At 68.6% G+C, this 14,172-nt stretch carries 12 protein-coding genes; 5 read left to right on the top strand and 7 right to left on the bottom strand.

The window, feature by feature from the left end; translation table 11 throughout:
* Positions 1 to 43: 43 nt before the first annotated feature.
* Both NO998_RS12390 and NO998_RS12385 read right to left on the bottom strand, forming a co-directional pair.
* Positions 44 to 748: a DUF8127 domain-containing protein gene (locus tag NO998_RS12390; protein WP_267647531.1), complete on the bottom strand. Its 705-nt coding sequence runs from the start codon at positions 746 to 748 to the stop codon at positions 44 to 46.
* 56 nt (positions 749 to 804) lie between these two features.
* On the bottom strand, positions 805 to 2,199 hold the full coding sequence (locus NO998_RS12385) for an MATE family efflux transporter (protein WP_267647963.1): 1,395 nt from the start codon (positions 2,197 to 2,199) through the stop codon (positions 805 to 807).
* A gap of 191 nt (positions 2,200 to 2,390) precedes the next feature.
* On the opposite strand from NO998_RS12385, the gene NO998_RS12380 reads away from it, so the two are divergent.
* From NO998_RS12380 to NO998_RS12370, 3 genes are all read left to right on the top strand, one after another.
* Positions 2,391 to 3,116 (top strand): alpha/beta fold hydrolase, encoded by a 726-nt coding sequence (locus tag NO998_RS12380; RefSeq protein ID WP_267647530.1) that lies wholly within the window; start codon positions 2,391 to 2,393, stop codon positions 3,114 to 3,116.
* Between the two features lie 70 nt (positions 3,117 to 3,186).
* On the top strand, positions 3,187 to 5,013 hold the full coding sequence (locus tag NO998_RS12375; protein ID WP_267647529.1) for a S9 family peptidase: 1,827 nt from the start codon (positions 3,187 to 3,189) through the stop codon (positions 5,011 to 5,013).
* A 4-nt stretch (positions 5,014 to 5,017) separates the two neighbouring features.
* Positions 5,018 to 5,221, top strand: coding sequence for a hypothetical protein (locus tag NO998_RS12370; RefSeq protein ID WP_267647528.1), 204 nt, complete (start codon positions 5,018 to 5,020; stop codon positions 5,219 to 5,221).
* 20 nt (positions 5,222 to 5,241) lie between these two features.
* Here NO998_RS12370 and NO998_RS12365 read toward each other — a convergent pair whose 3' ends face one another.
* Positions 5,242 to 5,985, bottom strand: coding sequence for a creatininase family protein (locus tag NO998_RS12365; protein ID WP_267647527.1), 744 nt, complete (start codon positions 5,983 to 5,985; stop codon positions 5,242 to 5,244).
* Positions 5,986 to 6,069: 84 nt separating this feature from the next.
* Here NO998_RS12365 and NO998_RS12360 point away from each other — a divergent pair, with 84 nt between their 5' ends.
* The gene (locus NO998_RS12360; protein ID WP_267647526.1) at positions 6,070 to 7,482 is read left to right on the top strand and encodes a serine hydrolase domain-containing protein; all 1,413 of its coding nucleotides are present in this window, start codon (positions 6,070 to 6,072) and stop codon (positions 7,480 to 7,482) included.
* Here the strand turns inward: NO998_RS12360 and NO998_RS12355 are convergent, their stop codons facing one another.
* Positions 7,483 to 7,875, bottom strand: a complete 393-nt coding sequence (locus NO998_RS12355) for a hypothetical protein (RefSeq protein WP_267647525.1) — start codon at positions 7,873 to 7,875, stop codon at positions 7,483 to 7,485.
* 141 nt (positions 7,876 to 8,016) lie between these two features.
* Complete coding sequence (locus tag NO998_RS12350; protein WP_267647524.1) at positions 8,017 to 8,430, bottom strand: plastocyanin/azurin family copper-binding protein; 414 nt, start codon at positions 8,428 to 8,430, stop codon at positions 8,017 to 8,019.
* 87 nt (positions 8,431 to 8,517) lie between these two features.
* On the opposite strand from NO998_RS12350, the gene NO998_RS12345 reads away from it, so the two are divergent.
* Positions 8,518 to 11,031 carry a DNA topoisomerase I gene (locus NO998_RS12345; RefSeq protein ID WP_267647523.1) on the top strand — a complete coding sequence of 838 codons (2,514 nt, stop codon included), beginning with the start codon at positions 8,518 to 8,520 and terminating at the stop codon, positions 11,029 to 11,031.
* A gap of 15 nt (positions 11,032 to 11,046) precedes the next feature.
* On the opposite strand, the gene NO998_RS12340 is transcribed toward NO998_RS12345, so the two are convergent.
* Both NO998_RS12340 and NO998_RS12335 read right to left on the bottom strand, forming a co-directional pair.
* Positions 11,047 to 12,387: a hypothetical protein gene (locus tag NO998_RS12340; protein ID WP_267647522.1), complete on the bottom strand. Its 1,341-nt coding sequence runs from the start codon at positions 12,385 to 12,387 to the stop codon at positions 11,047 to 11,049.
* Complete coding sequence (locus NO998_RS12335) at positions 12,384 to 13,940, bottom strand: AAA family ATPase (RefSeq protein ID WP_267647521.1); 1,557 nt, start codon at positions 13,938 to 13,940, stop codon at positions 12,384 to 12,386. Before NO998_RS12335 ends, NO998_RS12340 begins: the two co-directional genes overlap by 4 nt.
* Positions 13,941 to 14,172 lie beyond the last annotated feature (232 nt).

Here is a 14,172-nt window from a genome sequence, read left to right as displayed (position 1 = left end):
GGCTCGGCCGGCCCGGACGAGGGTCGAACCCCCTCGAACGCGCTTAGCCCCGCCGGAGCAGGAGCCCCGCACCCGCGACGACCGAGAGGGCTTCGAGCGCACGCTCGACCCCCGGCTTCTCCGAGAGCGACGTCGGGCGACCGTCCCGGTAGACGACGTAGTAGCCGTCGTCGACGGCGAGCACCGCGTTCGCGTCCGCCATCGGTTCGTTCGTGGTGATCGATCCCTCCCGGATCGCCCGCTGGGCCGCGTCCGAGACGTACTGCCGGTCCCGCGCCACGTCCTCGAGCGCCGTCGCCGCGTCGACGCGGTCGACGCCGAGTTCGACCGTCATACCGACCGACTCGTTGGCGGCGACGAACGTCGCGGATCGGCGGTAGACGGTGTCGCCGAGCACGACGTACCCGGCGCCCGACCGGCGGGTGAGTTCGTCGCCGGCCGACGGCCCGGTGACGCCGACGATTCCGGGGTTCACCCCAGTCACGTTGCCGTCGATGGCGCCGCCGTCGTAGAGGCATCGCCGGGGGAAGTCGAACGAACGGTCGACGCAGTCGAGGTCCTCGATATCGGCGATGTAGCCGCCGTCCGGGAGGTCGACGGCCAGTTCACCGTCCTGCTCGGCGGAGAGTTCGGCGACCACGTAGCGGTAGTCGGGACCGGTCACGTCGAGAGGCGGGGCCCAGATGGGGACCGTGACCAGCAGGAGTGCGAGGATAACGGAGAGTTGGCGTCGTGTTGGAGGGCGCACACGCGCGGATCGATCCCCCGAGAGAAAAATCCTGGGCAGAGACGCGACGCGCCGGCTCAGTCCTCGCCGGCGACGGCGGCCGAGTCGGGCATCTCTGGGTCGTCCACGTCTGGTTCCGTGTCGACGACACCCTCCCGCCAGTGACCACGGTTGAACCACGCGGCGCCGATGACGAACGTCACGATCCCGGAGAACACCAGCGCCCACCAGAGGCCGTCAACGCCCCACGAGAGGTAGTACGCGAGCAGCCACGCGACGGGGACGCGGAACACCCACCGCGAGGCCAGCGAGAGCACCATCGCCTGCGTGGTCTGGCCGGCACCCCGGAACGCCCCCTGAACGACCATCAGCCCGCCCATGAACGCCCAGAACGGCGAGACGATCCGGAGCAGGGTCACGCCCTCGTCGATCACCGCCTGTTCGTCGATGAACACGCCAACGGCGGCGGCGGGGAAGACGAACACCAGTGCGCCGGCGGCGAACAGGAACGCCATCGTGGCGCCGGTCGCCTTCCACGCCACCTCCTCGGCGCGCTCCGGGGTTTTCGCCCCGAGGTTCTGGCCGACGCCGGTGGCCGTCGCCTGCCCGACGGCGCCGGAGACGGTCCAGGAGACCGACATCAGCCGGATGCCGATGCCGTAGGCCGCCGTCGCGATCGGGCCGAACCGGGCGACGAGTGCGGCGAAGAACACCGCCGCGAACGACCGCGCGAGCCCGTCGCCGGAGCCGGGGGCGCCGATCCGGACCAGATCCGTCAGCACCTCGCGGTCGGGGGCGAGGTCGGGGACGCGGAGTTTGACCCCCCAGCCGCCGTGGAGCAACACGCCGAGTCCCACCAGCGCGACGAGTATCCGCGAGATCAGCGTCGCGATCCCGGCGCCCTGAACGCCCAGTTCCGGGGCCGGCCCCCAGCCGAGGATGAGGATCGGGTCGAGGACGACGTTGACGCCGGCGGAGATGACCACCAGCCACATCGCCGTCCGCACGTCGCCGGCGGCTCGGAGGACCGCACGGAAGGCGAAAAAGAGGAACGTGAAGGGGATCGCCAGCAGGATCGGCTCGAGGTAGGCCAACGAGTAGTCGTAGACCAGCCCGCGCGCGCCGACGAGGCTGACGAGTGGCTCCCGAACGAGGAAGCCGACAGCCGCGAGCGCCAGCCCCATCCCGACCGTCAGCAGGACCGTCTGTCCCACCGCGTGGTCGGCCTCCCGCTGTTTCCCGGCCCCGACGTACTGAGAGACCAGCGCGACGGACGCTGCGGTGATCCCCATGGCGACGGAGACGAACATCCACGAGGTCGGGAACATCAACGAGACGGCGGCGACGGCCTCGGCGTTGACGCGGCCGACCCAGAACATGTCCGCGAGGTTGTACGCGGTCTGGACGAGGTTGCCGAGTACCAACGGCCACGAGAGGGCGAACAGCTTCGGGGTGATCGCGCCGGTCGTCATGTCGACGCGGGAATCGTTACCACTCACGCTACGGGGGTCGGTTCGGGAGCCGATAAACCCCGCCGTTGCGGTCGAATCAGGGGGGTTCTCGGTCGCCGTCCGGTGGCGTCCTCGAGCGAACGCCGGCCGCCCCGCCGACGGCGTCCCCCAACGTTGAATACGGGCGCGAACCGACCTTGGAGGACGACAACGTGACCCATACAAAGACGTTCGTCCTGGTGCACGGCTCGTGGCACGGCGCGTGGTGCTGGGCGCGCGTCCTCCCGGCGCTGCGGGAGGAACACGAGGCCGTCGCGGTGGAACTCCCTGCCCACGGCAGCGACCCGGCAGGGGTCGAGGCGGCCACCTTCGAGCGCTACGTTGATCGGGTCGGGACGGCCGTCGACGCCGCCGTCGGGGAAGTCGTACTCGTCGGGCACAGCATGGGCGGCCACGTCGTGACTCAGGTCGCCGAGCGCCACGCCGACGCCGTCGCGGCCGTCGTCTACCTCGCCGCGTTCCTCCCGGGCGACGGGCAGTCGCTCACCGACCTCGACGCCGGCGCGTTCGACTCGGCCGTGCCCGAGCACATCGTCGTCGACGACGAGCGCGGCGTCGTCACGTTCGAGGGGGCGGGCGCCGACGACACCTTCTACCAGGACTGCAGCGAGCGCGACGCCGCGTTCGCCCGGTCGCGGCTCCGCCCGGAGCCGGCGGCGCCGCGGCACGTCCCCGTCTCCCTCAGCGAGCAGCGCTACGGGGCGGTCCCGCGGGTCTACATCGAGTGTACCGAGGACCGAGCGCTACCGGTGGCGTTCCAGCGGTCGATGTACGAGGCGGTCGGCTGCGACGCGGTCCACTCCCTCGAGACCGGCCACGCGCCGTTCCTCGCGGCGCCGACGGCGGTGGCCGAGACGCTGCGCGGCGTCACCGAGTGAACGGCGTCGCCGACCCGGCAGCGCCGGCCCGTGCCCGAACGCCTTTGGCCGAACCGCTACCACACCCGCTATGGAGTACGGCGTCGCCCGCTACCTCAGCATCGACAGCACCGACACGCCGACGTTCACCGTCGGCGGGGACCTCGCCTTCCTCTCGGACACGACCGGCACGCCGCAGGTCTACCGGCTCTCGGAGCCGGGCGCGTGGCCCGAGCGCCTGACCGCCCACGATGAACGCGTCTCGTTCGTCGACGCCTCGCCGACCCGGGAGGAGTTGATGTTCGGGATGGACGAGGGGAGCAACGAGCGCGATCAACTCTACCGCTACGACCTCGACACCGGCGAGGAGGTGCCGCTCACGAACGACCCCGAGGCCAAACACCTCTGGGGCGGCTGGGGCCCCGACGGCGAGCGCTTCGCCTTCGCCGCGAACCGCCGGCAGGGCGACACCTTCGACGTGTACGTGCAGGGGCGTGCCGACCCGACCCCAAAGCTGGTCTGGGAGGGGCCGGGCGGCTTCGTCGGCGTCGCCGCGTGGCACCCCGACGGCGACGCGCTGATCCTGCAGGAGTCGAACTCCAGTTCCGACCAGGTGCTCTACTGGCTGGATATCGACACCGGCGAGGCCGAGCGACTCACCGACACCGGCGAGGAGGCACGCTACCACCACGTCGCGTTCGGTCCCGACGGCGACCTCTACGTCGTGACCGACTACGGCGCCGAGACGGCCTACGTCGGCCGGATCAACGCCACAGCGCAAGGGGGCGACGGGGCGGACACGGTGGAGACGATCGAACAGGGACCGGACGAGTGGAACGTCGACTCGCTCCGGATCGACGCCGGGAGCGGCCGGGCGGCGTACACGCTGAACGTCGACGGCTACTCGGAGACCCACGTCGGCACCCTCACCGCCGACGGGACCGAGATCGTCGAGACGGTCGAACCCGACCTCCCCGAGGGCGTCGTCGCCGGCGTCGAACTCGGGCCCGGCGGCGAGCGCGCGGCGCTCGCGTTCAGCGCCGACGACCACCCACACTCGATCTACGCGATGGACGCCGTATCGGGCGAGACCGAACGCTGGACCACTCCCGGCACGCTGGGCATTCCGGAGGAGCAGTTCCTCCGTTCGGAGACGATCCGCTACGAGACGTTCGACGGTCGCGAGATCCCCGCTTACTGGACGCTCCCGCCGGGCGTCGACGCGGACGGCAGCGACGGCGAAGTGCCCGTGATGGTCGACATCCACGGCGGTCCGGAACACCAGCGACAGCCGTGGTTCTACCCGACCAAGCAGTACTTCCTGAACCAGGGCTACGCGGTGCTCGAACCCAACGTCCGGGGCTCTTCGGGCTACGGCAAGGAGTACACCCATCTCGACGATCAGGAGCAGCGCCTCGACTCCGTGAAGGACATCAAGTACGCCACCGAGTGGCTGGAAGACCAGCCCGCCGCCGACACCGATAGCCTCGTCGTCTACGGTCGCTCCTACGGCGGCTTCATGGTGCTCTCGGCGATCACGCAGTACCCCGACCTCTGGGCCGCCGCGGTGGACTTCGTCGGCATCGCCGACTTCCAGACGTTCCTCGAGAACACCGGCGAGTGGCGCCGCAGCCACCGCGCCGCCGAGTACGGCAGCCTCGACGACCCCGAACTGCTCGAACGGATCTCGCCGATCCACGACGTGGACAGGATCCAGTGTCCGCTGTTCATCCAGCACGGCGCGAACGACCCCCGCGTGCCCGTCGGCGAGGCCGAACAGATCGCCGAGGCCGTCGAGGCCCGCGGGATCCCCGTCGAGACCTGCATCTTCGAGGACGAGGGACACCACACGACCGACCGCGAGAACCTGATCGAGGAGTTCGAGCGCATCGCCGCCTTCCTCGAGGAGCACGTCTGAGCCGATGGTGAGCCCACCGGAGACGGTTCGGGAGGCGCTGATGCTGCTCGCGCTGCTGTTCACCGGCGCGATGGTCGCGGGGTTCACCGTCGTCGCCCTCTACGGGGCCGCGACTGGGGGTCGCCTCTCGGCCGGCGCCGCAGCGCTGCTGGTCGGTGTCGCCGTCGTGGGGGTGCTGGTCGTCCGCGAGATCGCCAAGCGGCGATAGCTTGCGCCGCTCCGACGTACCTACCAACCGGCGTCGATGTCGCGCGTGAGCGCCTCAAGGATCTGCTCGGTGCCGTGGTCGACCGCCGCGGCCATTGCCTCGGCGTCGGAGTTGGTCGGGTCGCCCAGCCCACCGAGGTCGGTCACACGGTCGAAGTAGCCGTAACTCACCGTCTCGGGCATCGCCTTGGCGTTCTGTGGCTCCTTTTTCTCCTGCTTGACGAGGTCCGGCCGGTAGTGTTCGATCACGCTGGTCTCGTGGTCGCCGGCGTGGCCCCAGCCCTCGCCGAACACGCCCTTCAGGTGCTCGCGGGCGAAGTCAGTCCAGTGGACGAAGTGGGTCGCGAGGTCGTGGGTACGGACGAGTCGGTCGGCGGCCTGCGAGAGGGGTTCGCGGTTGCCGCCGTGGCAGTTCACGATCACGAACCGTTCGACGCCGTGGCGCGCGAGGCTCTCGCCGATGTCGACGATGGCGTCCTCGTAGGTGGCCGGGTCGAGCGTGATCGTCCCGGGGAAGTTCATGTGGTGCTCGCTCATCCCGTAGGGGAGCGTGGGGAGGCGGACGAACTGCAGGCCGGCGTCGTCGGCGGCGTCGACGAGTTCCTCGGTCAGGTGTTCGGCGCGGAGGGTGTCCACCGAGACGGGCAGGTGGACGGAGTGCTGTTCGATGCTGCCGGTGCCGAGTAGCGCGGCGTCGGCGTCCTCGAAGGCGTGTTCGGCCTCCTCCCACGTCATCGTGAACAGGTCGTCGTCGGTCTCGGGCATGGCCGTTGCTGTGTGTCGCCGAGCCAAAGAGCTACGGGAGGCGGCGACCCCCACATTCTTCGACCCGGCCCCCCGAGCGGGGGTATGCCTATCGACGACGCCGCCGACCGCGAGATCGCCCGCCTCTGTCGCCGGGTCGTGCGCGAGGAGGGCCTCCCCGGGCTGAGCGTCGCCGTGACCGACGCCGACGGGGTCGTCTTCGCCGACGGCTTCGGCTCCCGCGACCTCGCGGGGAACCGGCCGGCGACCCCCGAGACGCTCTACGGGATCGCCTCCTGTACGAAATCCTTCGCCGGCGTCGCCCTGCTGCAGTTGGCCGAGAGCGGGATCTGCTCGCTCGACGACGCGATCTCCGCGTACGTTCCCGTCCAGTTCGACCGGCCGGAGCCGACGCTGCATCACCTGCTGACCCACTCCTCGGGACTCCCCTCCCTCGGCGTGAGCGAGACGCTGCTCGCGCGCCGACTGCGCCTGCCCGACCCGGGGATCCCGCTGGGCGACGACGAGGACTTCTTCGCGCACGTCGACGGCGCCGACGGCGAGCGCACCGACCCGCCGGGCGAGCGCTTCGCGTACTGCAACGCGGGCTACGCGCTGCTCGGCGAGGCCATCGAGACCCTGACCGGCCGGCCGTTCGACGAGTACGTGACCGAACACGTCTTCGAGCCCCTGGGGATGGATCGCTCGACGTTCGACGACCACGAGTTCTCGATGGCCGACGACCACATGACCCAGTACCGCCGGACCGACGACGGCGAGCTCGTGGCGTCGTCGCTGCCGACCCGGGAGTTGGGCCAGGCCACCGGCGGCGTGCTCTCCTCGGTCGCCGACCTCACGCGGTACCTCCGACTGCACCTGAACGGCGGGGAGGTCGACGGAGCGCACTTGCTCGACGCGAACACGCTCGCCCGGGCCCACGTCGGCTACGTCGACGTACCGGGCCGCGCCGTCGACGGCGGCACCGACGACCGGGAGTACGGCTACGGCTGGTTCCGCGACGAGGGGTTCCTCGGCGACCGCACGCTGCTCGGTCACTCCGGGTCGCTGACGGTCTCCTCGGCGTACCTCGGCTTCCTCCCCAACGAGGGGCTCGGCGTCGCGCTGGCCTCGAACACGTCGCCGGCGTTCCCGCTCGGCGTCGTCGGCGAGGGCGTGCTGGCGGCGGCGCTCGGCGAGGACCCCGAGTCGCTTCCGTTCTTCCGCCGGCGTCGGCGCCACGCCCGGCTCTGTGGGAAGTACAGCGCCTACGAGGGCGTGATGAGCGCGAGCGTCGAGCGGGCGGGGAACGCCCTGCAGGCGAGTTTCGAGCACCCGTTGAACGAAAGCGAACTGCCGCTGTTACCCCAAGAGCCCGTCGAGGCGGAGTCGCGGCGGGCGGACACGGTCTATCGCTACGAGTACGTCACCAGCGAGGGGCGGCGCGAGCCCGCCGAGTTCCGGGTCGAGAACGGCGAAGTGTCGCTGTTGCTCGACCGCTGGCGACTCCGAAAACACTGATCAGCCAAGCGCCGGCAGGAAACTGCGGCGGAACAGCAACACCCCGAGGTTGTTGAGGAAGATCAGGAACCCTGCGGTGGTCAGGAGCACCAGATAGAGCCGCGCCGCCCGGAGCATGACGGCGCCGAACCGCTCCGACCGCCGCGAGACGGCCTCGTAGGCGGCGAAGCCGGCGACGGCGGCGACGCCGACGGCGACGTGGACGGCGACCAGCAGCGACGGCGGTTGGGCCAGCAGCCACGCCATCCACGGGTTCGACTCGGCGTCGGGGCCGACGACCGCCGCACAGAGCAGCGTCGTGAACAGATCGACCGGGAGCAACAGGAACAGCGCCGACGCCACCCAGCCCCAGTAGGACTCCCGGTCGACGGGGCCGAGCGAGGGTCGCTCCATGGAGACGTGACGCGAGCCGCCGAGAAAGTCCCTCCGGCCGCAGAACACCCGTCCGAACGGCGTTCGATATCTCGTTATGAGGTTTATCGGTCCGGTCGCAACGGCTGTCGGTCCGCTCAGTTCGGCTTCGCCGTCGGGCGGTTACTCGCTGGATTCGACGATCACGTCGCCGACCATCCCCATCCCCTCGTGGGGTTCACAGACGTAGTGGTACTCGCCGGGGACCTCGAAGGTGAAGTCGTAGGTGTGCCCGGAGTGGTGGATGTCGGGGTCGCCACCCCACTCGGCGTCGTCGGGCTGGTCACGGACGGCGACGTTGTGGTTGGCCGAGCGCCAGACCCAGCGGACCGCGGTGCCGGCCGGGATCCGGAGCGGGTCACCCGTTCCCGGGGAGAAGATATTGCGCGCGTCGGGGCCGACCTCGACGATCTCGCCGTCGAAGTCCTCGGTCTCGGTCGATTCCCCGCCCGAACAGCCCGCGAGGGCCGTCGTCGCCGCCGCGGCGACGCCCGCACGGCTCAGGAGTGTCCGCCGCGAGAGGTCGTCATCGCTCATACTGGGGCTTCGCGCCTGCGGGCAACTGCCTTGCGATCGGGGACCGCGAAACGTTTAGGCCCCGGAACGGCCTAGTTCCGGTACTGAATGGAACTCATCGTCACCGAGAAGGACAATGCGGCCCGTCGTATCGCCGACATCCTCAGCGACGGGACCGCCGACGCCGACCGGGTCAACGGCGTCAACGTCTACGGCTGGGGGGGCAAGCGGGTGATCGGCCTCTCGGGCCACGTCGTCGGCGTCGACTTCCCGCCGGAGTACGACGACTGGCGGGACGTCGAGCCCCACGAACTGATCCGCGCCCCGATCGACACCGAACCGACTCAGGAGGCCATCGTCGCCGCGCTCCGCCGCCTCTCCCGCGACGCCGACCGCGTGGTCATCGCCACGGACTACGACCGCGAGGGCGAACTGATCGGGAAGGAGGCGTTCGACATCGTCCGCGGCGTGGACGAGTCGGTGCCCATCGAGCGGGCGCGCTTCTCCTCGATCACCGAGCGCGAGGTGACCGAGGCGTTCAACAACACCGGCGAACTCGACTTCGACCTCGCCGCCGCCGGCGAGGCCCGACAGACCGTCGACCTCGTCTGGGGCGCCGCACTCACGCGGTTCCTCTCGCTCTCGGCGGGCCAACTCGGCGAGGACTTCATCTCCGTCGGCCGGGTGCAGGGGCCGACGCTGAAGCTGTTGGTCGACCGCGAGCGCGAGATCGAGGCGTTCGACCCCGACGACTACTGGGAGCTGTTCGCCGACCTGACGAAGGAGGCCGGCGCCGGCTTCGAGGCCCAGTACTTCTACCTCGACGACGACGGCACCGAAGCCCGGCGCATCTGGGAGGAAGCCGCCGCGGAGAACGCCAACGAAGCACTCGCCGACGCCGAATCGGCGGCCGTCGAGGAGGTCAACCGCCGGACCCGGACCGACGAGCCACCGGCGCCGTTCAACACGACGCAGTTCATCCGCGCGGCGAGTTCGCTCGGCTACTCGGCTCAGCGCGCGATGAGCATCGCCGAGGACCTCTACACCGCGGGCTACATGACCTACCCGCGGACGGACAACACCGTCTACCCCGACGACCTCGACCCCGAGGAGCTACTGAAGTCGTTCTCAGAGACGTTCTTCGGCGACAGCGTCGAGGAACTGCTCGAACAGGACGAGATCACCCCGACCGAGGGCGACGAGGAGACCACCGACCACCCGCCGATCCACCCGACCGGCGAGATGCCGACCGACCTCGACGACGACGAGTGGGAGGTGTACGAACTGGTCGTTCGGCGCTTCTTCGCCACCTGTGCGCCCGCGGCGACGTGGGAACACCTGCGCGTGGTGGCGGGTGTTGATGGGGAGGTCGACCTCCCCTCGGGCGGCGAGCGTGGCCTCTCGCTGAAGGCCAACGGCAAGCGCCTGCTGGAGGAGGGGTACCACTCGGTCTACCCCTACTCCTCGGCCGACGAGACCGTGGTTCCCGACGTGGAGACCGGCGAGGAACTGGCGGTCAGCAACGTCCACCTCGACGCCAAGCAGACCCAGCCGCCCCGTCGCTACGGCCAGTCGCGCCTGATCGAGACGATGGAGGAGATGGGCGTCGGGACGAAGTCCACCCGGCACAACACCATCGAAAAGCTCTACGACCGGAACTACGTCGAGGGCGACCCCCCCCGACCGACCCAACTGGCCCGTGCGGTCGTCGAGGCCGCCGAGGAGTTCGCCGACCGCATCGTCAGCGAGGAGATGACCGCGCAGTTGGAGGCCGACATGCGCGCCATCGCCGCCGGCGAGAAGGGGTTCGACGAGGTGACCGAGGAGTCCCGCGAGATGCTCGAAGTCGTCTTCGAGGAACTCCGAGAATCCCGCGAGGACGTGGGCGACCACCTGCGGAAGTCGATGAAGGCCGACAAGATCATCGGCCCCTGTCCGGAATGTGGCGAGGACCTGCTGGTGCGGAAATCCCGCTACGGCAGCTACTTCGTCGGCTGTGACGGCTATCCCGACTGTGAGTACACGCTGCCGCTGCCCTCGACGGGCAAGCCGCTGATCCTCGACGAGGTGTGTGAGGACCACGGCCTGAACGAGGTGAAGATGCTCGCCGGGCGCAAGACGTTCGTCCACGGCTGCCCGCTCTGTAAGGCCGAGGAAGCCGACGAGGAGGAGGACCGGGTCATCGGCGCCTGTCCCGAGTGCGGCGAGGAAGAGGGCGGCGAACTGGCGATCAAGCAACTACGCTCGGGCTCGCGGCTCGTGGGCTGTACGCGCTACCCCGACTGTGACTACTCGCTCCCGCTGCCCCGCCGCGGCGAGATCGAGGTCACCGACGAGATCTGTGAGGAACACGACCTCCCGCACCTCGAAGTCCACGGCGACGACGACGAGCCGTGGGATCTGGGCTGTCCGATCTGCAACTACCGGGAGTTCCAGGCCCGGGAGGCCGGCTCCGAACTGGAGACCGTCGAGGGGATCGGCGAGAAGACCGCCGAGAAGCTGTCGGCGGCCGGCGTCGAGGACGTCGAGGGGCTGAAGGAGGCCGACCCCGACGACCTCGCGGAGAACGTGGACGGAGTGAGTGCGGGCTCGGTGCGGGACTGGCAGGCGAAGGCGGATTAGGGAGACGAACGCTGTTCAGAGGACGTTTTTCAACACTCGGGTGAGCCGGTCCTCGACCTCGGACGCTTGGAGTATCCGGATCGATTCTTGATCGTCGAGATCGGCGGTCTCCTCGCCGTCGAGGTCCTGAATCACGAGCACGCCGTTCCAGCCGCTGCCGAACGGACGGTCGTCGTCGAACACCAGGTCGTCGTTCTGCCGGAGGAACGCGAGGTACTCCAGCGTCTCCTTGATCCCCGACCTGACGGTGTCGTAGTTGGTGGAGTTCTTGACCTCGGTCACGAGGTACTCCCGGCTACCGCCCTCTCGGATTTCCAGCACGATCACGTCCGGGCGGCCGGTCGAACGGCGAAGTTCGCGGTCCTCGAAGTAGGTCTCCGCGACCGACTGCGCCTCCCGCTGGACGAGACCAGCGCGGGAAAGCTCTCCACGGGATCGCTCGAACTCCTCAGGGACGAACGAGAGGCCCCGGTCGCGGGCAGAGCTGTCGTGGTAGAGGATCAGTTCGGCGTCGTCCCGTTCGAGCCGAGCGACTTCCTGTGACCCCGACTCGATCGTCCGGATCGTAAACGCCTCGTCGTCGAGGGACTCGATAGCCGAGACGTACTGGAACAGCACGTACAGTTCCAGGAGCGTCTCGTCGTCGTCGGGCGTGACGGCGGTCCGTTCGAGCAAGTCCGCGATCGCGCCCTCGTCGGCCGCGAGACTTCGGCGGTACTCGCCGAGCAGTCGGGCTGCCTCGCGATAGACATCGCCCCGAGAAGAGGCCGTCCGCTGGAGCATCCGGTCGGTCGGTTCGTACGCCGCCGGCTCGCGGATACGAGTGACGTGGACGTTCCGCTTGACGATACTCCGGAGAGCGTCGACGAGGTTGAGGTTCTCCTGCCAACGGTCGGTCACCCAGTCGTACTCCCGCTCGAACAGGTCCGCACAGTCGGCGAGTGTGTCGTTGATCAGCGCAAGCAGCCGCTTGAGAACGACGTTCTCGTCGGTGTCGTAGTCCTCCGAGCGACTCTCACAGACGAACAGCGACCGGTCGTTCGGGTTCCTCGCGTAGCGCTCCCGGACGGTTCGGCTCCAGTCGATCCGTCCGTCCACCTGCCCCCGGGTCGTTCGGGAGACGTTCTCGGTCTCGGTCTTGATGCTGCGGAGTCGCTGGGGAAGCCGTTCGACGAACCGGACCACGTCGGGTCGGAGTACGAAGTGGAGGCGGATCAGGCTCTCGTAGTCCTCGAACCGCCCATCGAGACCGTCAGGGCGGAGTTCGCCGACGATCTGTTGTTCCGGGAACGATCCGTGCATCACGTACGCGAGGATCTCCGTCGACAGTCCTTCGATGAGTGCCTCGCGCTTCATCGTGCGTCGGCGATCCTGACCTGCAGCACGTCCCCTGCGAGCCGTGCCAGTCTGCCCTCGTCGAGACAGTCGAGCCCGAGCAGTTCCGAGACGATGGCTTCCCGTCGAGCGACACCCTCCAACTGCGGGAAGAGGTAGTCCGCGACTGCACGGGTGAGTGCGGCCTCGTGCGTGAGCTCTGAGTAGGAGACGTGGCGGAGCATGTCCTCGACGATCGCGGGACCGATCTTCCGGCCGTCGACGGTCGTGTTCATGACCCGCCAGATACGACCAACGTCGGCGAGCGTTCGCTCTTCGGTCTCGATCCCCCAAACCGACGCATAGGGTCGAACGAGGTCCGCCGGCGCGCCGGTCGAGAGGTCCGGCGCGTCGACGTGAACGAACGCGAACCGACGCATGAACGCGTAGGACATCTCGTAGAGCGATGCCTTGTCGTAGCTGTTCATGGTGGCGAACAGCCGCCACGAGGCCGGCATGACGTACTCGTTGGCGTCGTGGGTGCCGTCGGACTCGGTACCGGGAACGATCTCGATCTCCTCGCCGTCGCGGGTGTACGGGAGCGTGACGCCTTGACCGGAGAGCAGGGTGAACAGTTGGCCGAACGATTTGTCGATGTCCGCGCGGTTGATCTCGTCGACGATCAGCGGTTCGTTCCGCTGGACGCCGTCTCGTTTGAACCGCCTGAGCACCTGGCCCGGGACGAACGAGAGGTCGCCGTCGCCATCCTCTTCGGGCATGTAGCCGCCGACGGTCTCGAACGTCGACCAGTCGGCCGTCGCCGTCGTCATCTCGGCGCCGGAGTAGTGCGTCGGATGGGTATTCACGAGGTGGTCGGCGACGCGACGCGCGATCTCGGTTTTGCCTGTCCCGGGTGGGCCGGTGAAGACCACGTGTTTCCCGGCGTTGACCGCGGCGCTAACCTGATCGGCGATCTCAGCTGCTTCCTCACCCGGGAAGTAGAGGTCGTCGAGCACCGACTTCGGGATGGACACGTCGGGCGTCGATCGAACGTCGAGGTCCGGTACCGTCGACGGTTCCTCGTTGTCGGCCACGATAGGGCTGTCCCCGGTAGCGAACGCCTCAACAGAGCCCCAGCGGCCACGAATACCGCCGATCCCCATGTCGTTGAGCGGGCTGAACCCCATCGTGTGGGTCATGTTGTAGCCCGCGAGGTCGTGGATCTCCGCGGAATCGACGCCGAGTTCGGTCGGTTCGTCGAGATAGATGATGCAGACCCACGGGGAACCTTCCTCGTGGTTCGGCCAGGTTTCGCGCCCGAGCCCCTCGTTCCGCTCCGTATCGAGAACTTCGGCAGCGTACTCGTACTTGCCGTCGCGGTAGAAGATGAGGAAGTCGCCGGGGTCCACGTTCCGCCACGAACTCTCGACGGACGCTTTCGTCCCCCAGAGTCGGACCGTCCCCGTCAGTTCCCGATCCACGGTCGCGTCGATATCGGCGGCGTCGATGCCCCCGAGAACCGTCCGCTCGAAGTTCTCCAGCGCGGCGTCGTTCCCGAACGGCGCCCGGTAGATGTCCGGCCCGTCGTAACCCATTACGCACACCTCCTGTTGGCCGACAGAAAAACCCACACGTCAGAACGGCTGCCCGGAACTCAGGTATGAAGGCGCGGGAAAGACCGACCATGCAGATGGTTCGACACGATTCGGCAGGCTGCCCGGACTGTGGCTGTCGACTCTGGTTCGGAACGAAATCCGAGGGAGACGGTTGGGCGGTCTACTACGAATGCCCCGATTGTGGCTTCGAGCGACGAGCGGGGCGAATCAG

It is taken from the genome of Halolamina litorea (assembly GCF_026616205.1).
Lineage (GTDB): Archaea > Halobacteriota > Halobacteria > Halobacteriales > Haloferacaceae > Halolamina > Halolamina litorea.
Note: the sequence above shows the minus strand (reverse complement) of the source record. Positions and strands in the feature narration are given on the sequence as shown.

Coding starts and splice junctions, on each gene's coding strand:
- NO998_RS12345 (WP_267647523.1), top strand. CDS start 8,518: ATGGAACTCATCGTCACCGAGAAGGACAATGCGGCCCGTCGTATCGCC.
- NO998_RS12355 (WP_267647525.1), bottom strand. CDS start 7,875: ATGGAGCGACCCTCGCTCGGCCCCGTCGACCGGGAGTCCTACTGGGGC.
- NO998_RS12385 (WP_267647963.1), bottom strand. CDS start 2,199: ATGACGACCGGCGCGATCACCCCGAAGCTGTTCGCCCTCTCGTGGCCG.
- NO998_RS12375 (WP_267647529.1), top strand. CDS start 3,187: ATGGAGTACGGCGTCGCCCGCTACCTCAGCATCGACAGCACCGACACG.
- NO998_RS12350 (WP_267647524.1), bottom strand. CDS start 8,430: ATGAGCGATGACGACCTCTCGCGGCGGACACTCCTGAGCCGTGCGGGC.
- NO998_RS12335 (WP_267647521.1), bottom strand. CDS start 13,940: ATGGGTTACGACGGGCCGGACATCTACCGGGCGCCGTTCGGGAACGAC.
- NO998_RS12370 (WP_267647528.1), top strand. CDS start 5,018: ATGGTGAGCCCACCGGAGACGGTTCGGGAGGCGCTGATGCTGCTCGCG.
- NO998_RS12340 (WP_267647522.1), bottom strand. CDS start 12,387: ATGAAGCGCGAGGCACTCATCGAAGGACTGTCGACGGAGATCCTCGCG.
- NO998_RS12365 (WP_267647527.1), bottom strand. CDS start 5,985: ATGCCCGAGACCGACGACGACCTGTTCACGATGACGTGGGAGGAGGCC.
- NO998_RS12360 (WP_267647526.1), top strand. CDS start 6,070: ATGCCTATCGACGACGCCGCCGACCGCGAGATCGCCCGCCTCTGTCGC.